Genomic DNA, 18361 nt, shown 5'->3' with positions numbered 1-18361 from the left:
TCAGTCTTCTTGTTCTGTCTGATAAAAACGCAGGAAATGTGAGAGCTCGATCTTGTGCCATCCATGCACTACGCGCAGGACGGAAAGCGTCTCATCATCAATGAAGAAATAGATACAGCGATTACGATAAGGGAAAGCCCGCAACCCGGGAATGAACTCGCGCGGACTTCCGGCTATGCCGAGCTTTGCTATCCATTCGATCTTGCCGTTGATGTCATCGAGAAAACGGCGCGCAGCAAGCGCATCGAAGGCTGCAATATGATCATACATGCCGAGAAGATCATCCAGCGCCTCGAACGACATTTTCAGCTGACGCGGCCGCATTCTTCCGTTCCTCCGCCATCATGAGAATGTGCTTTGTCAGATCTTCGGCGCTTTCGAATGTGATGGCGCGTCCGGCATCGATGTCATCGATGCCCTGTTGGATAAGATGGCGCAGTTCCTGTATCTCGCCTTCTTCGCTGCCAAGCAGTCTCAACCCGGCCGCAATAACGTCTTCGGCGTTTCGATATCGTCCGTCTGCTATCTGCTCCTCGATGAAGGTGAGGTCTTGCTCGCTGAGATGGATCTCGGTCATTTCGATCTCCTTTTGTTCTCTTTTAGCACGAAGATTTCTGGCTTCCAAGAGGCGCAGACAGGGATTCCGGGCATGCGGTCAGTCGTCTTCGCTGAGATAACGCCGCTCATGGCGCAAACCCATGCTCGTCAGCACTTCGTAGCCGATCGTACCCGCCGCCCGTGCAACGTCGTCGACTGTGACGTTCTTCCCGAAAAGCTCGACATAATCGCCGGCGCTCACCGCGTTCTCGGGCAGGTCGGTGATGTCGAAAATCGTCAGATCCATGGTCACCCGACCGGCAATCGGCACCCTGCGTCCGGCGATGAAGCCGTGGCCACCTTGCGGCGCCACCTGACGCAGCGGCACGCCGCCGCTGGACTGGCTGCGCAGATAGCCATCGGCATAGCCCACCGAGGCGATGGCAAGCCGGCTGTCGCGGGTGAGTTCCAGCGCGCGACCATAGCCAACGCCCTGGCCGGCCTTGGCATCACGCACCTGAATGACACGCGCCTCCGCCGTGACCACCGGGCGCATCGAATTGGCCATCCCGCTCACCGCTTCCCCGCCGTAGAGAGCGATCCCGGGACGGGTCAGGTCGAAGTGATAATCGTTTCCGAGGAAGATGCCGGCGGAGGCTGAAAGGCTTGAATCGATACCTTCATAGGCGGCGCTAACCTTGCGGAATGATTCAAGCTGTTGTCGGTTCATCGCCGAGCTCGGCTCGTCGCCGCAGGCAAGGTGGCTCATGACCAGCACGGGCGCGAAACTCGCCGGACGGGACACGTCGTCGGCCAGCGCGATCGCTTCGTTCATATCGAGGCCAAGCCGGTTGAAGCCGGTATCGACATGCAGCGCGCAAGGATAGTCGCCGTAATCGGCCAGCACCGCCATCCAGAAGGCAAGCTGCTCCTCCGACGATATGACCGGTACGAGATCGTTCTCGAAAAAGCGCCGCTCGGTCCCCGGCCAGATGCCTGCCAGCACGAAGATGCGGGCATCGGGCGCATAGAGCCTGAGCGTCACGCCTTCATCGACGGTCGCCACGAAGAAATCCCGCGCGCCGGCCAGGTAAAGCGCCTCTCCGGCGTCCTCCATCCCGGTACCGTAAGCGTCGGCCTTGACCACGGCCGCCGTACGCGCCTTGCCGGAACGCCGTGCCATGTCACGCCAGTTATCGGTCAGCGCGGCAAGATCCACCGTCAGGCGCAAACCCGCGGAGGCAAAGCGGTCTTCTTCTTCGTAGTCGTCAGAAAAATCGGTCATGATTCACATCTGCAGTGAAGGCGGAGGGAGGTTTCCGCACATTGTAAGGGTCGGATGATTACAGGGAAGAGACGGCACTTTGCTCACGCAACGCTGCGAAGATCGAAATCGGCATGGATCACCTCATAGGGCACATGGATACGGCCTTCTTCGTTGACCTCGATCAGCCCCCATTCGATCAGCGCGGCGGCGTCCTCGTGGACTCGCTTGACGTCGCGGGACAGCGCGGTGGCCAAGCCGCGATAGGTCGAAGGACCGATCGCTTGCAGGCGCTCGATCAATGTCCAGCGTTTGGGCGTGAGCACCGAGAAGAGCTGTTCGGGCGATGAGAAGGTGAACAGGTGAGGTTGCGCTTCGCCGCTGTTCCAGGCTTTGGCGAACCCCTCGATCGCGTTGCCGATCGCAGCGTCATCGTTTCTTTGAATTCGGATCGTTGCGGTTGTCATCTGCGCCGGCTCCTTCTGATGTCCACGTCTCGTCGAAAGTCTTCGAGAAGTTTTTCGACGGTCGAGAACACATATGCCTCTTCATGGCCGTTAACGTGCTTGTGGTCGCCCTTGCCTCGCTCGTTGTCATATCCGACGACGCGTTGTCCGGGGTAGCCATAGAAGAGGCTGTATTTGTAGCCATGGGCGCTACCCGGCACCGGCCGCGCGACTTTCCAGATGACCAATTCCTGGATGGCCCCGTCCGACAACATGGACTTCGAGCGGTAAAGCAGTTGCGCCCTCATGTTGGCGATAATGCCAACGCGAGGGCGCGGTGTCAAATTGGGTTCAAGCCCTTACTGCTCTTCGTAATGCGTGAAGCTCGGCTCGGCCAGATCGGCGAAGCGGGTGAACTCCGACTGGAAGGCGAGCTTGACGGTGCCGGTCGGTCCGTGGCGCTGCTTGGCGATGATGACGTCGGCCGTGCCCTTCACCTTGTCGAACAGCGCCTCCCACTCCGGATATTTCGGATCGTGGATGTCGCGCGGCTCGAGGTTCTTCACGTAATACTCCTCGCGGAACACGAAGAGCACGACGTCGGCGTCCTGCTCGATCGAACCCGATTCACGAAGGTCGGAGAGCTGCGGGCGCTTGTCCTCGCGGCTTTCGACCTGACGCGACAGCTGCGACAGCGCGATGATCGGCACGTTCAGTTCCTTGCCGAGCGCCTTGAGGCCTGTCGTGATCTGGGTGATTTCCTGCACGCGGTTGTCGCCCTTGCCGGCGCCCGTCATCAGCTGGATGTAGTCCACTACCAGGCAATCGAGGCCGCGCTGGCGCTTCAGGCGGCGCGCGCGAGCGGATAGCTGGGCGATCGAGATACCACCGGTCTGGTCGATGTAGAGCGGGACCTTCTGCATCATCATCGAGCAGGCGACGAGCTTTTCGAAATCGGCATCGTTGATGTCGCCGCGGCGGATCTTCGACGACGAGACCTCGGTCTGCTCGGAGATGATACGGGTGGCCAGCTGTTCGGACGACATTTCGAGCGAGTAGAAGCCGACGACGCCGCCTTGCTTCGCCTTCATGCTGCCGTCGGACTGCACTTCGCCTTCGTAGGCGGCGGCGATGTTGTAGGCGATGTTGGTCGCAAGCGAGGTCTTGCCCATGCCCGGGCGTCCGGCAAGCACGATCAAGTCGGACCGCTGCAGGCCGCCCATCTTGCCGTCGAGCGACATGATGCCGGTCGAGATACCGGAAAGGCCGCCATCGCGCTCCTTGGCGACAGCCGCCATGTCGATCGCCAGCGCCACCGCGTCGTTGAACGCCTGGAAGCCACCGTCGTAGCGACCGTTTTCGGCAAGTTCGAACAGGCGGCGCTCGGTGTCTTCGATCTGCGCCTGCGGCGGCATGTCGAGCGGCGCGTCGTATGCGATGTTGACGACGTCCTCGCCGATGGTGATCAGCGCCCGGCGCAGCGCCAGATCGTAGATCGCGCGGCCATAGTCCTCGGCGTTGATGATGGTGACGGCTTCGCGGGCGAGGCGCGCGAGATATTCGGAGACCGTCATGTCGCCGACCTTCTCGTCGGCCTTCAGGAAGGTTTTGATCGTCACCGGATTGGCGATCTTGCCCATGCGGATGATATCGCCCGCGACCTCGAAGATCTTGCGGTGCAGCGGTTCGTAAAGATGCGGCGGCTTGAGGAAGTCCGACACCCGGTAATAGGCGTCGTTGTTCATCAGGATCGCGCCGAGAAGCGCCTGCTCGGCCTCGATGTTGTTGGGTGCTTCGCGGTAGTGCTGCTCCGGCTGGGCAACAGCGGCGATCTTTCGGGCGGCGTCGTTCATCTTGATCCGTTCTGTCTTATTCAGCTTCGGGTTTGCAATTCACCAACGGCAAAATCAAGTGCTGAACATGGCGAGCGGCCAAAACGCTTTGGCTTTGGCACGTTGTTCGACTTCTCCACAGCGCATCTTGCCATTACGCGAAAATACCGGCGGTGTAGCCTTCCGGACACGGTACAAAGCGACTCACGCGAATCAACGCGTTCGTGGTATTTTAGGCATTGATAGGGGAGTGTGCATTGAGACTCTCGTCATCACCGCTTGAAAAACGCGGAAAATGACTGTAGGTATAAAACAAATAATAAGCACGCTAATTAAATGGACTGATAAATATGACAAATGCGCCTCTCGGACGAGAGTTGATTGAAGATTTGGCGGCTTTCAACCGAAAGCTTAGAGCGGTTTTCGACAAGATCGTCCGGGAACGGAACATGACGCTGCCGCGAGCGCGGGTGTTTTTCACGCTGAACAAGAAGGACGGCATCAACCAGCGCGAGCTTGCCGATCGGCTGGAGCTGGAAACGCCGACATTGGTCCGTATCCTGGACGCGATGGAAGGGCAGGGATTCGTCGAGCGCCGTGTCGCAGGCTCCGATCGCCGCGCCAAGGAGATCTACATCACCGAGACAGGCAAGGTCGTCGCCGGCGAGATCGACGACATCGCCGTCAGCGTGCGTGCCCAGGTGATCGCAGGTATTCCCGAACGCGATCTGAGGACTACCTTGGATACGATACGGGCCATGCAGGCGAATTTGCAGGGCATTCGCGGAGTGTGAGGAAATAGCAATGAGCCTCGTCCAGGCGTCCAGCGACAGTGTTGCGCCAAAAGCCGCGGACGAGGCGGCGGCACATGAACCGCAGCCTGCGCCCCCGCCCGTCGTGGCAATGGCCGGCTGGAAGAAGCCGTTCTACATGGCCGCCTCGGTCCTGCTCTTCGTCACGCAGGGTCTCGGAATGAACCTCGTGAATGCCAATATCTACCAGCTCCAGGGGTCGTTTTCTGCGACGACCGCTGAGGTTTCGTGGCTATCGGCGGCCTACATGGCGCCATATGCCAGCCTGTCGATCGCGCTCTTCAAGATCCGCACGCAATATGGCCTGAGACGTTTCGCCGAGTTCAGCATCATCTGCTTCGTCTTTGCCGCGGTGCTGAACCTTCTCGTGACCGACCTGCACTCCGCCATCGTCGTCCGGGCGCTGAGCGGCATCGCGGCGGCCCCGATCTCCACGCTCGGCTTTCTCTACATGCTCGAACTGTTCCCACCGGAGCGCAAGCTGACGACGGGCATCAGCCTGGCGCTGATGTGCACGCTATTTGCCGCGCCGATCGCACGCATCATCTCGCCGCCTCTGCTTGATCTCGGCGGCTACCACGCGCTCTATACGCTGGAGATGGGGCTGGCGCTGCTGGCCTTCGCCATCATTTACACCATGCCTTTGACCTCTCCGCCGCGCGCGGTCGTCATCCAGCGCATGGACATTCTGAGTTATCTCCTGCTGGCCACCGGTTTCGGCTGTCTAGCGGTCGTCCTTACACTCGGGCGTCTCTACTGGTGGTTCGAAGCGCCGTGGATCGGCGTTCTGCTTGCGGTCGCTGCAGGCTGTCTGGCGCTCGTGGTGGCGATCGAGCTACCGCGCGAAAATCCGATGCTGGATATACGCTGGGTGCTGTCAGGCCCCAACCTCAGGATGGCGGGCGTGCTTCTGATGTTCCGCTTCGTCTCGTCCGAGCAATCGTCGACAGCCGCGAACTTCTATCAGCAACTTGGTCTGCTCAATGATCAGACGACCAAGCTCTACGCCATCGTTCTGGTCGCCTCGGTGCTCGGCGGATTGTTCTGCACGCTCTTGATGACCACGCGCTACGTCAGCACCGCGCACCTGATATCACTGGTGCTCATCGCGGCGGGCGCCTATCTCGACAGCCAGTCCACAAGCCTCACAAGGCCGGAGCAGATGTATCTCAGCCAGGCTCTGGTCTCTGCTGGCGCGGCGATGTTCCTGCCGCCGGTTATGGCGAGCGGCTTCAAGGCGGCCATGGCACGCGGTTTGCCGTTCATCGTCAACTTCCTGGCGATCTTCCTCTTCACCCAGAGTATCGGCTCGCTCTTCGGCTCGGCCATGCTCGGCACCTTCGTTACCATACGCGAGAAGTTCCACTCGAACGTGCTGGTCGAGCATATCCTGCTGCAGGATCCGCTGGTGGCCCAACGCGTCTCGCAGCTTTCCGCCGGCTACGGCAAGGTCATCACCGACCAGACGTTGCTCAATGCCGAAGGGCTGGCATTGCTGTCGCAGCAGGTCACGCGCGAAGCCTATACGCTTGCCTATAACGACACCTTCCTCGCAATTTGCGTGGCGTCTCTCCTCGGTCTCCTGGTCATGCTTCTTCATCAGGCATGGCTGCGCCTCTTCGAGCGCCGAGCCGCCGAGCCGAATGCTTCCGCAGCCGTTCAATCCTGATCACGAGTTTACCGCATGTCGAAATTCTTCCGGTCGCCCGCCAGTCTCATCGCCATTATCGCCGGTATCGCGGGCATCCTGCTCGTGCTTTACGCCTGGCGGCTGCCGCCCTTCGTCACATCGGTCGAAACGACTGATAATGCCTATATCAGGGGCTACGTGACGATCATGAGCCCGCAGGTCAACGGCTACATCGTCGACGTCCCGGTGAAGGACTACCAGCAGGTCAAGCAGAGCGACGTGCTGGCCAAGATCGACGACCGCATCTACACGCAGAAGCTCGCCCAGGCCCGCTCGGCACTTGAGGGGCAGAAGGCGTCACTTGAAAACTCCCGCCAGTCGGAGCTGTCGGCAAAGGCGACTATCGCCTCCAGCCAGGCGCAGATCGATAGCGCCAACGCCTCGCTGAAGCGCGCGCAGCTCGCCTGGGACCGTATCAGCAACCTCAACGACAGGGGCATCGCTTCGGCAAGCGAATCCGAGCAGGCGCAGGCGACGCTCGAGGAAGCGAAGGCCGCCTTGAACCAGGCGCAGTCGGCGCTGGAAGTGTCGAAGCAGAACCTGGCGACCATCATCGTCAATCGCTCGCTGCTGGAGGCCAACGTGGCAAGCGCGGAAGCGACCGTGCATCTGGCCGAGATCGATCTCCAGAACACGTCGATCCTGGCGCCGCGCGACGGCCATCTGGGCGAGATCGGCGTTCGCCTCGGCCAGTACGTGGCGGTGGGCACGCAATTGATGGCGGTGGTGCCTGAGGAGGTCTGGGTCGTCGCCAACTTCAAGGAGACGCAGCTTGAGGGCATGCAGGTCGGTCAGCCCGTCTCGATCGTGGTAGATGCCCTGGGCCGTCAGCGGCTCACCGGTCGCATCGAGCGCTTTTCGCCTGCTGCCGGCTCCGAATTCGCTGTCATCAAGGCCGACAACGCCACCGGCAATTTCGTTAAGATCGCCCAGCGCGTCGGCGTTCGCATCAGCATCGATCCGGATCAGCCGGCCGCCAAGAACCTCGGGCCGGGCCTGTCTGTTGTCGTCAGCGTCGACAAGAGCGCCGAGCCTGATCAGAAGACGGCGGCGAACTGATTGCCGTTGAATAGCGGACAGCAAAAAGCCGGGCGCAAGGCCCGGCTTTCGCATTCGGGAGATTGCTCTCCAGAACCTTATTCGTCTTCGGCGTTGCCGTCGGCTTCCGGATCGAAGAAGTCTTCCGGACGCAGAGCGTCTTCGTCGACGCCGTAGATGGCGTCAACCGACGTCAGGGTTTCGCCCTTGGCCTGGCGCTCAGCTTCGTCAGCCGAACGAGCAACGTTGAGCTCGATCTTGATTTCGACTTCAGCATGCAGCTGCAGTTCGACCTGGTGCAGACCGATCGTCTTGATCGGGGTGTTCAGGTGAACCTGGTTGCGGCCGATGTTGAAGCCTTCGGCAGCGAGGATTTCAACGACGTCGCGAGCAGCGACCGAGCCGTACATCTGGCCGGTTTCGCCAGCCGAACGAACGACGATGAAGGACTTGCCTTCGAGAGCGTCGGCAACGGTCTGTGCTTCCGACTTGCGCTCGAGGTTGCGGGCTTCGAGCGTTGCACGCTCGGATTCGAAGCGCTTCTTGTTGGCGTCGTTGGCGCGCAGAGCCTTGCCGAGCGGCAGCAGGTAGTTACGGGCAAAGCCGTCCTTGACCTTTACCACTTCGCCCATCTGGCCGAGCTTGGAGATGCGTTCGAGAAGAATGACGTCCATGTCAGTTTTCCTTTCGTGTTCCTAGAGTTTCGAATCTGTCTGTTTGGGGGCATCAGCATCCTTGTTCGGGGTGAGCGCGATCGCCTTGCGGGTATCGCTGAGCCCCAGAACGAGGATGAAAAAGGCTGGCAGCATCAACATGAGAGATGCCAGGTAGCAGAGGATAAGCGCCGGCAGGCGCCATTCCTTGCCGCGCGTGCGAAAATGCAGCGCGGCGAAACCGGAGAGAAGGAAGCCGGCACCGAACGTGCCGACGACGGTTGCTCCGACCATCGCCGGGATGCCGCCCAGAAAGGTTGCGGCAAGCCCGAGAAGGAAGATGAAGATCGTGTTGCGGTTCATCCGGAGCGAGGAGGGGATATCCTCGCGCGGACGAAGGCCGCCGCCGGATGCTGCAACGATGCGCGTCGCGATGTAATAGGCGGCAAACAGCATCACCACCCACATGCCGCCCTGAATGGCCGGCAGGAGCAGGAGAACGAGCGACTTGGTCTGCGCGATCACGGCCGCGTCTGGCGTGAAATCGGATTGCTGCTGCGCCACCGAGGTGAAGAGCACATCGACCAGACGGTCGATCAGTTCGGGGCCATAGCCGATCATGACGCCGACGACGATGACGGCGAATGTCACGAGGCCACAGAGATGCAGCAGGATGTCGGACAGCGGATACCACGCCATCAGGTGATCGGGACCGCCGAGTTCGGAAGCGGGGCGGGCAAGATTGGCGAGGTGGCTCAGCCAGCCTGCCGGCAGCAGCGTGACCAGCGTCATCATCAGCGCGAAGGACGGCGAGATGGCGATCGCGCCAACGACGGCGGCGGTAATGACGGCCGTGATCGCCGCCATGTTGCCCCAGCCGAGGCCGACAAGAAGAATGGGAAGCGCGGAAGCCGCGTAGAGAACGGCACTGAAAGACGACGGCTGCTGGCCGGCGACAAACACCAGCAGCGCGGCGGTCAACCCGGCGAGGGCTCCAACGCCCAGCATTTTTGCATTCAGTGGTTTCACGGTCGCTGTCCTGCTTCATCAAGCAGTTAGAGGGCGTTTCCTGAATCAGTTTCAGAAAGGCCTCAACATGGGTTTTAAGGGTTCCGATCCGCGCCCATCGCGAAAGGGAGAAGGGAAGGCATTGCTGCCTTCCCTCGATTTGGTCTCGTCAGCTGATTAAGCGACGACGTACGGCAGCAGGCCGAGGAAACGAGCGCGCTTGATCGCCTGAGCGAGTTCGCGCTGCTTCTTCTGCGAAACAGCCGTGATACGGGAAGGAACGATCTTGCCGCGCTCGGAAATGTAGCGCTGCAGGAGACGAACGTCCTTGTAGTCGATGCGCGGAGCGTTTGCGCCGGAGAACGGGCAAGTCTTGCGACGACGGTGGAACGGACGACGTACCGGTGCGGAGGAAGATTCAGACATTCTCAGTTCTCCTTATGCACGGTCTTCGCGCGGAGCGCGATCGGGACGCGGGCCACGCTGGAAGTCGCCATCACGACGCGGCGGACGATCGCCGAATTCGCGACGCGGGCCACGGTCGGCGCCATCACGCGGGCCGCGGTCGTCGCGGTCGCGCTTCTGCATCATGGCAGACGGGCCTTCTTCGTGAGCTTCAACAGCGATGGTCATGTAGCGAAGGACGTCTTCGCTGATGCGCATCTGGCGTTCCATTTCCTGCACGGCAGCAGCCGGGGCGTCGATGTCGACGAGAACGTAGTGAGCCTTGCGGTTCTTCTTGATGCGGTAGGTCAGGGACTTGAGGCCCCAGTTTTCTACGCGCCCGACCTTACCGCCGTTAGCTTCGAGTACGCCCTTGTACTGTTCTACGAGGGCTTCTACCTGCTGAGCGGAAATATCCTGTCGGGCAAGGAATACATGTTCATAAAGAGCCATGACAGCTTTGCCTTTCTTGCGTTTATTCAACCCGATATTCGGCGGCTAAGCCTCAACGACTGCTCCTGATTGGGTAAACCCAGGCAAGAAAAGCGTTCCGAGACGGTCGAGAGCGGAGACACGGGAGGCTGGAACGCTTCCGTTCCGAACGATTTCCCGTGGGAAACCGGCCCTCCGTTCAGCCACCAGCCAGAAGACCGGGTTTTGCGAACAGGGCGGCTTATACGGATTTTTCAGGAGAACGCAAGGGGCGGGAGCAGCAAGCTGCGCGCGGACGCGATTTTGGTGTGCCTGTGTTGTCGTTTCCATCAGTGGGTGTATAACGTATTGCGTGTGTATAATATACAATACAACCTAATGCAACCGCGATACGTTAAACGGAGGAAGTTATGGCGACTGTTCAGACTATTCTTTCGAAAGCGATAGCATGGCAGACTTGGACCGCCGACCCTGAGGTCATGGCGTTGCTGTCCGACTTGCAGGCAAACATCCTGAAAGGCCACGGCCGCGATCACACGGCCAACATATTCGTAAGCTTTGAAGGCATGAGCGCGTCGGAAATCGCGGCCTTGTTGAAAGGCTTGTCGTTCGCAGTGACCTCGGCGCTCGACCAACTGCGTGCGGCAGCTGCGTTCAAATCGGCAGGTGTTAGCGGAGGGCGTGTCGTCTGCGTTTTCCTCTCTGCGGCCGGATACGCCAAGCTGGGTGCGAAGTCCGTTCCCGCGGACGTGGCCTTCAACGAGGGTATGCGGGCGCGCGGCAATCTCGACCCGATCACCTTCCCGAGCCTGCAAGGGGTGACCTTGCCCGGATTGAACGACGAACCGCCCTCGGCCTGGGAGGCTGGCGGAGCGTGGACACCGGGCAATCCGATACCCGACGCGATGATCCTGATCGCCGACGACGACGCCGAACTCGTTTCATCCGCGACGTCGTCTCTCAAGACGAAGCTTCGGGATGCCGGCGCTCACCTGCTGGGCGTCGATATCGGTCTGGCGCAGCGGCGCCGGCAGACCAGAGGCGGATCGGTCAAGGGCGAGGGTATCGAACATTTCGGCTATGTCGACGGCCGCAGCCAGCCGCTCTTCCTGGCGGAGGACATCGATGAGAACAGGAAAGCAGAGGAGCCGAAGGCGAAGAAAGCCGGTGATCCTTGGCCGCTCTGGGACGAATCCTTCCTGCCATCGCAATTCATCGTGCCGGATCCCGCCGCCCGCACGAAGTTCGCCTGCGGCAGTTACTTTGTCTACCGCAAGCTTGAGCAGAACGTCGAAGCTTTCAAGCGCCGTGAAAGGCAACTCGCGGGCTGGCTTGGCGAGGATGAGGAAGGAGAGGAGCGCGCGGGTGCGTTGGTCGTCGGCCGCTTCGAGGACGGAACGCCGGTGGTTCTGCACGGTCAGCCTGTAAGCGGCGAGCCGACCAACAATTTCAACTATACGGGCGATACGAAAGGAGAGCTTTGTCCATTTCGCGGCCATATACGCAAGACCAATCCTCGAACGGCGGGCGATGATTTCGAGCGACGGAGGATCATGGCGCGGCGAGGCATCACCTTCGGGGAAAGAGCGCAGCGTCCCGAGGGAGCGGACTTCGAGGAGGATGATCGTCCCACTGGCGGCGTGGGCCTGATCTTCATGGCCTACATGAATGACATCAACGAACAGTTCGAGTTCACTCAGGCCGCGTGGGCGGGAAACGCGGATTTTCCTGGTCCTTTCACAGGGATCGACCCGGTGATCGGCCAGCAGGAAAACCGGCCCGGCACTGCCGACGTGTCATGGATCGACGGGCATGTGGCGATCGGCACGAAAAATCCGGCGCTGAAAGCGGATTTCGACTTCAAGACTGCCGTCCGGCTGGTCGGCGGAGACTATTTCTTCGCGCCGTCAATCAGTTTTCTGCAGCAGCCGCTTCCATAAACGAAAGAGAGCGCAGCGCCATCGGCGCCGCGCTCTCATAAACGCAATGCGTGCTATCTCCAATCAGATCGGCATCGGATATTCGCGATGCACCTTGTCGATCTCGGCGAGAATCTCGCTCGAAAGCTTGATGCCGGCCGCATCGATATCGGTCGTCAGCTGCGCCATGGTCGTCGCGCCGATGATCGCAGACGTCATGAAGCGGCGCGTCAGGCAGAATGCGATGGCCATGGCCGATGGGTCGAGGCCGTGGCGCTTGGCGATCTCGACGTAAGCCTTGGTCGGCGCTTCCTGCAGCGGCTGCAGGCGTCCGCCAATGTCGCCGTTGATCGAGCCGCGCGAGCCACCGGGTACCGCGCCGCCGATGTACTTGCCGCTGAGGATGCCGCCGGCAAGCGGCGAGTAGGCGAGCAGGCCCACGTCCTCATGATGCGACATTTCCGCCATGTCGAGATCGTAGTGGCGATAGAGCAGGTTATACTCGTTCTGGATGCTGACGACGCGCGGCAGGCCGAGCTGTTCTGCGATCGTAAGATACTTCTGCGTACCCCAGGTCGTCTCGTTGGAGAGGCCGATGGTCCGGATCTTGCCTTCCTTCACCATTGCGCCCGCCGTCTCCAGGATGTCGGTGATGTTGGCGACGGCTTTGGCGCGGTCCTGCTTGAAGGGGTCGTAGTGCCAGTTCTGGCGGAAGTGGAAATGACCGCGAACCGGCCAGTGGATCTGGTAGAGATCGATATAGTCGGTCTTCAGCCGCTTCAAGCTGGACTCGATCGCCAATCGCATATTCTTGGCATCGGCGCCTTCGCCGCCCCGGATATAGGAGCGGCCGGGGCCGGCGACCTTGGTGGCGAGGACGATATCCTTGCGCTTGCCGGTATTCTCAAGCCAGGTGCCGATATAGTCCTCGGTCAAGCCCTGGGTCTCGGGGCCGACGGGCGTGGTCGGATAAAGCTCGGCGGTGTCGAAGAAGTTGACGCCTTTTTCGAACGCATAGTCCATCTGTGCGTGCGCTTCCGCCTCGGTGTTCTGCGTGCCCCAGGTCATGGTGCCAAGGCAGATTTCGGACACCGAAATATCGGTGCGGCCAAGTTTCTTATGCTTCATTGGGGAGCCTTAATCGTGATCTTAAAAGAAAGCGGTCTTGGAAGGACGGCGCGAATTTAGGCCGGAATTGAGCAAGCGCAAGAGCAAAAGTGCGGCTTTGTTGCCGTCGCGAAAGCCTTGGAACGCAGGCCTCCGGCACTTGACTCTCGGGGAAAGAATGTCAATTGGAGGCGAAATGACCGCGGGTCCATATAAAAAGGACATAGGATGACCATCGCTTTCACGTTCCCTGGCCAGGGCAGTCAGGCCGTCGGCATGGGCAAGGATCTTGCCGAGAATTTTGCCGAAGCGCGCGCCGTTTTTGCAGAGGTTGATGACGCTCTCGGCGAGAAGCTGTCCGAGACCATGTTCAACGGTCCGGAAGAGACGCTGACGCTGACCGCCAATGCGCAGCCGGCGCTGATGGCCGTGTCGATGGCCGTCATCCGCGTGCTCGAAGCCAAGGGCGTCGATCTCAAGGCCAAGGTCTCCTACGTCGCCGGCCACTCGCTCGGCGAATACTCCGCTCTCTGTGCCGCCGGCACGTTCTCGATCGCCGATACCGCGCGCCTCCTGCGCATTCGCGGCAATGCGATGCAGGCGGCCGTGCCAGTCGGCGTCGGCGCCATGGCTGCCATCATCGGCCTCGAACATGCGGACGTGATTGCCGTCTGCGAGGAAGCCTCGGCTCTCGGCGCCTGCCAGATCGCGAATGATAATGGCGGTGGCCAGATCGTGATTTCGGGTGAGAAGGCGCCGGTCGAAAAGGCTGCCGCCATCGCCACCGAAAAGGGCGCCAAGCGCGCGATCCTGCTGCCGGTCTCCGCACCCTTCCACTCCGCGCTGATGGCGCCGGCCGCCGACGCGATGCGCGAAGCGCTGGCAGGCGTCGCGAAGTCGAACCCGGTCGTGCCCGTCATCGCCAACGTGCGCGCCGCGCCCGTCACCGACGCCGAGGAAATCGCCAAGCTGCTGGTCGAACAGGTCACCGGCCAGGTTCGCTGGCGCGAAACGGTCGAGTGGTTCGCGGCAAACGGCGTGACCACCCTTTACGAACTCGGCGCCGGCAAGGTCCTGACCGGTCTCGCGCGCCGCATCGACAAGAACGTGACCGGCATCTCGGTCAACTCGCCGGCTGATATCGACGCGGCGGTTGCCGCTCTTCTGGCCTGATTGATTTAACGATTACAAGGAATTCTTCCATGCTCGATCTCTCCGGCCGCAAGGCTCTGGTAACCGGTGCCTCTGGCGGCATCGGCGAAGAAATCGCCCGCATCCTGCACAAGCAGGGTGCCATCGTCGGCCTGCACGGCACCCGCGTCGAAAAGCTCGAGGCGCTGGCCAATGAACTCGGCGACCGCGTCAAGATCTTTCCGGCGAACCTTGCCGATCGCGACGAAGTCAAGGCCCTCGGCGTCAAGGCTGAAGCTGAACTCGACGGCGTCGACATCCTCGTCAACAACGCCGGCATCACCAAGGATGGCCTCTTCGTGCGCATGTCGGACGAGGACTGGGACAGCGTCATCGAAGTCAACCTGACCTCGATGTTCCGCCTGACCCGCGAGTTGACGCATCCGATGATGCGCCGCCGCTATGGCCGCATCATCAACATCACCTCGATCGTCGGCGTCACCGGCAATCCAGGCCAGGCAAACTACTGCGCCTCCAAGGCCGGCATGATCGGCTTCACCAAGTCGCTGGCGCAGGAGATCGCGACCCGCAACGTGACGGTCAACTGCGTGGCTCCGGGCTTCATCGAAAGCGCGATGACGGGCAAGCTGAACGACAAGCAGAAGGACGCGATCATGGGCGCGATCCCGATGAAGCGCATGGGCACCGGCGCCGAAGTGGCCTCCGCGGTTGCTTACCTGGCTTCGTCGGAAGCGGCCTACATGACGGGCCAGACTTTGCATGTAAATGGCGGCATGGCCATGATCTGAAACGGAAAACTGGCTTTCGGGCCGTTTTTCCCCGCAATAGCCTGTTCACCAACGCTATGGGGTTGATTTTCTGGCTTTGCGGCAGACATAAACCGTGTTAATCGGGCCATGACTGTGAACAGTCTCCCGAGAAAGAAGACGGACCGGCGGGCTTTCCAAGCAAGCCTGGGACATCTCTGGTAGCCGGGTACAACGAGTTTGCCGAAGGTGGCTTTAGGGCGCCGCAGGCTGAAACAGGGTAGGGTGCCATAAAGGCTCTCTGATCAGGATTATAAGGTCGAGGAAACCGACATGAGCGATATCGCAGAACGCGTAAAGAAAATTGTTATTGATCATCTTGGCGTCGACGCCGACAAGGTTGTCGAAGGCGCAAGCTTCATCGACGATCTGGGCGCTGACTCGCTCGACACCGTCGAACTGGTCATGGCGTTCGAAGAAGAATTCGGCGTTGAAATTCCTGACGACGCTGCGGACTCGATCCTGACGGTCGGCGACGCCGTTAAGTTTATCGAAAAGGCCCAGGCTTAATCCTGAGCACTTTAGAAAGGGCGGACCCGGAGTCCGCCCTTTTTATTTCTGGCATGGTCTCCATAGAACACAAAAGGCGGGGGAATGCAGTCGATGAGACGGGTGGTTATTACGGGCACTGGCATGGTGTCTCCCTTGGGATGCGGCACGGAAGTGACCTGGGCTCGCCTGCTGGCGGGTGAAAACGGCGCACGCCTCGTGACCGAGTTCGAAGTCGATGACCTTCCGGCCAAGATCGCATGCCGTATCCCTGTCGGCGATGGCACCGGCGGCACCTTCAATCAGGATGATTGGATGGAGCCCAAGGAACAGCGTAAGGTCGATCCCTTCATAGTCTATGGTATGGCCGCGGCCGACATGGCGCTCAACGATGCCAACTGGCATCCCGAGAGCGACGAAGACCAGATTGCCACCGGCGTCCTCATCGGCTCCGGCATTGGCGGCATCGAAGGCATTGTCGAGGCAGGCTACACGCTGCGCGACAAGGGCCCGCGCCGTATCTCTCCTTTCTTCATTCCCGGCCGTCTGATCAACCTCGTATCCGGCCAGGTCTCGATCCGTCACAAGCTGCGCGGCCCGAACCACTCCGTCGTCACCGCCTGCTCGACCGGTGCGCACGCCATTGGCGATGCTGCCCGTCTGATCGCTTTCGGCGATGCTGATGTCATGGTCGCCGGCGGCACCGAATCGCCGGTCAGCCGCATCTCGCTCGCCGGTTTCGCGGCCTGCAAGGCGCTGTCGACACAGCATAACGACGACCCCACCAAGGCCTCGCGCCCCTACGACAAGGACCGTGACGGCTTCGTCATGGGCGAGGGCGCCGGCATCGTCGTTCTCGAAGAGCTCGAGCATGCCCTCGCGCGCGGCGCACGGATTTACGCCGAAGTGGTCGGCTACGGCCTGTCGGGCGACGCCTATCACATCACCGCGCCGTCGGAAGACGGCGAAGGCGCCGGCCGCTGCATGGCAATGGCGCTGAAGCGCGCTGGTCTGACGCCTGCCGATATCGACTACATCAACGCGCACGGCACATCGACCATGGCCGACACGATCGAGCTCGGCGCCGTCGAGCGTCTGGTTGGCGATGCCGCGTCGAAGATCTCGATGTCCTCGACCAAGTCCGCCACCGGCCACCTTCTAGGTGCCGCCGGCGCCATCGAAGCGATCTTCGCGACGCTTTCGATCCGCGACAACGTCGTGCCACCGACGCTCAATCTCGACAACCCCGAGCGCGAGACGAAGATCGATCTCGTCCCGCACAAGGCGCGTCAACGGGAAGTGAACGTGGCGCTGTCGAATTCCTTCGGATTCGGCGGTACAAACGCATCGCTGGTGCTGCGCCGCTACGTCGCCTGAGACTGACCCACGACGTCCGCAACGGGCAGGGCAGTCCAATCCGATGGCTGCCCACCCGCATTTCGCCGCATTGCTTCGCAAGAAGCAGCTTTTGGGGCCAAATTTAGAGGATTGCCGGTGAGCGATACGAACCAGAGCAACGACACGACCGGCCAGCAGGGCCAGCAGTCGCAGAGTGGCCCGATCATTCCGAAATCGCCAACCGAAGCGCTGCGCCCGGAGCGCGTGCCGGAGCCGCCGAAGCGCTCCAAGAAGGCCAGAAGCCAGGTCGTCATTTTCCTGAACTTCCTGATGACGCTGGTCGTGCTCGGCTGCGCCGCCGCCGTCGTCGTCTTCTACTATGCGATTTCCACCTACCAGAGCCCCGGTCCGCTGGAAGCCAACACCAATTTCATCGTGCGCAACGGCGCCGGTATCACGGAGATCGCGTTCAATCTGGAGCGCAACAACATCATCTCCGATGGCCGCGTCTTCCGCTATCTCACCGCCACCCATTTGAACGATGGCGAAAGCCTCAAGGCCGGTGAGTACGAGATCAAGGCGCATGCCTCGATGAACGAAATCATGGAACTGCTGAAATCCGGCAAGTCCATCCTCTATTCGATCTCCTTCCCCGAGGGCCTCAGCGTCCGCCAGATGTTCAACCGCATGAACGAGGACCAGGTACTTGAGGGCGACCTCCCGACGGTTCTGCCGGCGGAGGGCAGCCTGCGCCCGGATACCTACAAGTTCTCGCGTGGCACCAAGCGCGCCGAGATCATCGAGCAGATGGCAGCGGCCCAGCAGAAGCTCGTGGACCAGATCTGGGACAAGCGCGATCCGTCGCTGCCCTTCAAGTCGAAGGACGAGATGATCGTTCTCGCCTCCATCGTCGAAAAGGAAACTGGCGTTCCAGACGAGCGCGCCCATGTGGCCTCGGTCTTCCTGAATCGTCTCGGCAAGGGCATGCGCCTGCAGTCGGACCCGACGATCATCTATGGATTGTTCGGCGGCGACGGTAAGCCGGCCGACCGGCCGATCTACCAGTCGGACCTGAAGAAAGAGACGCCCTTCAACACCTACGTGATCAAGGGCCTGCCGCCGACGCCGATCGCCAATCCCGGTCGCGATGCGCTCGAGGCCGTCGCCAATCCGTGGAAGACGCAGGACCTCTATTTCGTGGCCGACGGCACGGGTGGCCATGTCTTCGCCTCCACGCTTGAGGACCACAACGCCAATGTCCGGCGCTGGCGCAAGCTGGAAGCCGACAAGGGCGCCGATCCGAATATCGCGGTCGACGGGCAGCCCGATGCGGCAACGCCTGCCGATGCGCCGGCAGCGCCCGCTCCGGCTCCGAAGAAAAAGAGAAACTAACA

The 18361-nt window shown here is 60.9% G+C and carries 20 protein-coding genes; 9 read left to right on the top strand and 11 right to left on the bottom strand.

Features of this window, described 5'->3' with window-relative positions:
- From D460_RS32920 to D460_RS0111875, 6 genes are all read right to left on the bottom strand, one after another.
- The gene (locus D460_RS32920) at nucleotides 1-324 is read right to left on the bottom strand and encodes a type II toxin-antitoxin system RelE/ParE family toxin (RefSeq protein ID WP_245267734.1); all 324 of its coding nucleotides are present in this window, start codon (nucleotides 322-324) and stop codon (nucleotides 1-3) included.
- Nucleotides 281-577: a type II toxin-antitoxin system ParD family antitoxin gene (locus D460_RS0111895; protein ID WP_018898769.1), complete on the bottom strand. Its 297-nt coding sequence runs from the start codon at nucleotides 575-577 to the stop codon at nucleotides 281-283. Before D460_RS0111895 ends, D460_RS32920 begins: the two co-directional genes overlap by 44 nt.
- Before the next feature lie 78 nt (nucleotides 578-655).
- On the bottom strand, nucleotides 656-1822 hold the full coding sequence (gene alr, locus D460_RS0111890; protein ID WP_018898768.1) for an alanine racemase: 1167 nt from the start codon (nucleotides 1820-1822) through the stop codon (nucleotides 656-658).
- Nucleotides 1823-1905: 83 nt separating this feature from the next.
- On the bottom strand, nucleotides 1906-2268 hold the full coding sequence (locus tag D460_RS0111885) for a transcriptional regulator (RefSeq protein WP_018898767.1): 363 nt from the start codon (nucleotides 2266-2268) through the stop codon (nucleotides 1906-1908).
- Complete coding sequence (locus tag D460_RS0111880) at nucleotides 2265-2555, bottom strand: DUF6516 family protein (protein WP_018898766.1); 291 nt, start codon at nucleotides 2553-2555, stop codon at nucleotides 2265-2267. The genes D460_RS0111885 and D460_RS0111880 overlap by 4 nt, the downstream gene beginning before the upstream one ends.
- A 51-nt stretch (nucleotides 2556-2606) precedes the next feature.
- Nucleotides 2607-4100: a replicative DNA helicase gene (locus tag D460_RS0111875; protein ID WP_018898765.1), complete on the bottom strand. Its 1494-nt coding sequence runs from the start codon at nucleotides 4098-4100 to the stop codon at nucleotides 2607-2609.
- A gap of 329 nt (nucleotides 4101-4429) precedes the next feature.
- Between D460_RS0111875 and D460_RS0111870 the strand changes: the two genes are divergently transcribed.
- From D460_RS0111870 to D460_RS0111860, 3 genes are read left to right on the top strand one after another with little or no spacing between them, the layout of a single operon-like run.
- On the top strand, nucleotides 4430-4873 hold the full coding sequence (locus D460_RS0111870) for a MarR family winged helix-turn-helix transcriptional regulator (RefSeq protein WP_026283054.1): 444 nt from the start codon (nucleotides 4430-4432) through the stop codon (nucleotides 4871-4873).
- A gap of 10 nt (nucleotides 4874-4883) precedes the next feature.
- Complete coding sequence (locus tag D460_RS0111865; protein ID WP_018898763.1) at nucleotides 4884-6560, top strand: MFS transporter; 1677 nt, start codon at nucleotides 4884-4886, stop codon at nucleotides 6558-6560.
- Nucleotides 6561-6575: 15 nt separating this feature from the next.
- Nucleotides 6576-7640, top strand: coding sequence for an HlyD family secretion protein (locus D460_RS0111860; protein WP_018898762.1), 1065 nt, complete (start codon nucleotides 6576-6578; stop codon nucleotides 7638-7640).
- 77 nt (nucleotides 7641-7717) lie between these two features.
- On the opposite strand, the gene rplI is transcribed toward D460_RS0111860, so the two are convergent.
- From rplI to rpsF, 4 genes are all read right to left on the bottom strand, one after another.
- Complete coding sequence (gene rplI / locus D460_RS0111855; RefSeq protein ID WP_018898761.1) at nucleotides 7718-8293, bottom strand: 50S ribosomal protein L9; 576 nt, start codon at nucleotides 8291-8293, stop codon at nucleotides 7718-7720.
- A gap of 21 nt (nucleotides 8294-8314) precedes the next feature.
- Complete coding sequence (locus tag D460_RS0111850) at nucleotides 8315-9301, bottom strand: DUF2232 domain-containing protein (RefSeq protein WP_026283053.1); 987 nt, start codon at nucleotides 9299-9301, stop codon at nucleotides 8315-8317.
- Between the two features lie 156 nt (nucleotides 9302-9457).
- The gene (gene rpsR, locus D460_RS0111845) at nucleotides 9458-9706 is read right to left on the bottom strand and encodes a 30S ribosomal protein S18 (RefSeq protein WP_007531286.1); all 249 of its coding nucleotides are present in this window, start codon (nucleotides 9704-9706) and stop codon (nucleotides 9458-9460) included.
- A 12-nt stretch (nucleotides 9707-9718) separates the two neighbouring features.
- The gene (gene rpsF / locus D460_RS0111840; protein WP_018898759.1) at nucleotides 9719-10177 is read right to left on the bottom strand and encodes a 30S ribosomal protein S6; all 459 of its coding nucleotides are present in this window, start codon (nucleotides 10175-10177) and stop codon (nucleotides 9719-9721) included.
- A 389-nt stretch (nucleotides 10178-10566) separates the two neighbouring features.
- Between rpsF and D460_RS0111835 the strand changes: the two genes are divergently transcribed.
- The gene (locus D460_RS0111835; RefSeq protein ID WP_018898758.1) at nucleotides 10567-12096 is read left to right on the top strand and encodes a hypothetical protein; all 1530 of its coding nucleotides are present in this window, start codon (nucleotides 10567-10569) and stop codon (nucleotides 12094-12096) included.
- A 63-nt stretch (nucleotides 12097-12159) separates the two neighbouring features.
- Here the strand turns inward: D460_RS0111835 and D460_RS0111830 are convergent, their stop codons facing one another.
- A complete protein-coding gene (locus tag D460_RS0111830; RefSeq protein WP_018898757.1) occupies nucleotides 12160-13203 on the bottom strand; it encodes an aldo/keto reductase in 1044 nt (347 codons plus the stop codon).
- Between the two features lie 207 nt (nucleotides 13204-13410).
- Here D460_RS0111830 and fabD point away from each other — a divergent pair, with 207 nt between their 5' ends.
- The 5 genes from fabD to mltG all read left to right on the top strand — a co-directional run bounded on the left by fabD (nucleotide 13411) and on the right by mltG (nucleotide 18359).
- Complete coding sequence (gene fabD, locus D460_RS0111825) at nucleotides 13411-14355, top strand: ACP S-malonyltransferase (protein ID WP_018898756.1); 945 nt, start codon at nucleotides 13411-13413, stop codon at nucleotides 14353-14355.
- Between the two features lie 29 nt (nucleotides 14356-14384).
- On the top strand, nucleotides 14385-15122 hold the full coding sequence (gene fabG, locus D460_RS0111820) for a 3-oxoacyl-[acyl-carrier-protein] reductase (RefSeq protein WP_018898755.1): 738 nt from the start codon (nucleotides 14385-14387) through the stop codon (nucleotides 15120-15122).
- 291 nt (nucleotides 15123-15413) lie between these two features.
- The gene (locus D460_RS0111815; protein ID WP_003502080.1) at nucleotides 15414-15650 is read left to right on the top strand and encodes an acyl carrier protein; all 237 of its coding nucleotides are present in this window, start codon (nucleotides 15414-15416) and stop codon (nucleotides 15648-15650) included.
- 93 nt (nucleotides 15651-15743) lie between these two features.
- Nucleotides 15744-17006 carry a beta-ketoacyl-ACP synthase II gene (gene fabF, locus D460_RS0111810; protein WP_026283052.1) on the top strand — a complete coding sequence of 421 codons (1263 nt, stop codon included), beginning with the start codon at nucleotides 15744-15746 and terminating at the stop codon, nucleotides 17004-17006.
- 117 nt (nucleotides 17007-17123) lie between these two features.
- Nucleotides 17124-18359 carry an endolytic transglycosylase MltG gene (gene mltG / locus D460_RS0111805; RefSeq protein ID WP_018898753.1) on the top strand — a complete coding sequence of 412 codons (1236 nt, stop codon included), beginning with the start codon at nucleotides 17124-17126 and terminating at the stop codon, nucleotides 18357-18359.
- Nucleotides 18360-18361 lie beyond the last annotated feature (2 nt).

The organism is Rhizobium sp. 2MFCol3.1 (genome assembly GCF_000377565.1).
In the GTDB taxonomy this organism is placed as follows: Bacteria; Pseudomonadota; Alphaproteobacteria; order Rhizobiales; family Rhizobiaceae; genus Rhizobium.
This window is presented reverse-complemented; position numbering and strand designations above follow the sequence as displayed.

Bases quoted from the DNA above. Each gene is read 5' to 3' on its own strand.
- D460_RS0111860 (WP_018898762.1), top strand. From the start codon at position 6,576: ATGTCGAAATTCTTCCGGTCGCCCGCCAGTCTCATCGCCATTATCGCC.
- D460_RS0111870 (WP_026283054.1), top strand. From the start codon at position 4,430: ATGACAAATGCGCCTCTCGGACGAGAGTTGATTGAAGATTTGGCGGCT.
- D460_RS0111875 (WP_018898765.1), bottom strand. From the start codon at position 4,100: ATGAACGACGCCGCCCGAAAGATCGCCGCTGTTGCCCAGCCGGAGCAG.
- D460_RS0111815 (WP_003502080.1), top strand. From the start codon at position 15,414: ATGAGCGATATCGCAGAACGCGTAAAGAAAATTGTTATTGATCATCTT.
- D460_RS0111880 (WP_018898766.1), bottom strand. From the start codon at position 2,555: ATGAGGGCGCAACTGCTTTACCGCTCGAAGTCCATGTTGTCGGACGGG.
- D460_RS0111895 (WP_018898769.1), bottom strand. From the start codon at position 577: ATGACCGAGATCCATCTCAGCGAGCAAGACCTCACCTTCATCGAGGAG.
- fabG (WP_018898755.1), top strand. From the start codon at position 14,385: ATGCTCGATCTCTCCGGCCGCAAGGCTCTGGTAACCGGTGCCTCTGGC.
- fabD (WP_018898756.1), top strand. From the start codon at position 13,411: ATGACCATCGCTTTCACGTTCCCTGGCCAGGGCAGTCAGGCCGTCGGC.
- D460_RS0111885 (WP_018898767.1), bottom strand. From the start codon at position 2,268: ATGACAACCGCAACGATCCGAATTCAAAGAAACGATGACGCTGCGATC.
- D460_RS32920 (WP_245267734.1), bottom strand. From the start codon at position 324: ATGCGGCCGCGTCAGCTGAAAATGTCGTTCGAGGCGCTGGATGATCTT.
- rpsR (WP_007531286.1), bottom strand. From the start codon at position 9,706: ATGTCTGAATCTTCCTCCGCACCGGTACGTCGTCCGTTCCACCGTCGT.
- rplI (WP_018898761.1), bottom strand. From the start codon at position 8,293: ATGGACGTCATTCTTCTCGAACGCATCTCCAAGCTCGGCCAGATGGGC.
- rpsF (WP_018898759.1), bottom strand. From the start codon at position 10,177: ATGGCTCTTTATGAACATGTATTCCTTGCCCGACAGGATATTTCCGCT.
- fabF (WP_026283052.1), top strand. From the start codon at position 15,744: ATGAGACGGGTGGTTATTACGGGCACTGGCATGGTGTCTCCCTTGGGA.
- D460_RS0111835 (WP_018898758.1), top strand. From the start codon at position 10,567: ATGGCGACTGTTCAGACTATTCTTTCGAAAGCGATAGCATGGCAGACT.
- D460_RS0111865 (WP_018898763.1), top strand. From the start codon at position 4,884: ATGAGCCTCGTCCAGGCGTCCAGCGACAGTGTTGCGCCAAAAGCCGCG.
- alr (WP_018898768.1), bottom strand. From the start codon at position 1,822: ATGACCGATTTTTCTGACGACTACGAAGAAGAAGACCGCTTTGCCTCC.
- D460_RS0111830 (WP_018898757.1), bottom strand. From the start codon at position 13,203: ATGAAGCATAAGAAACTTGGCCGCACCGATATTTCGGTGTCCGAAATC.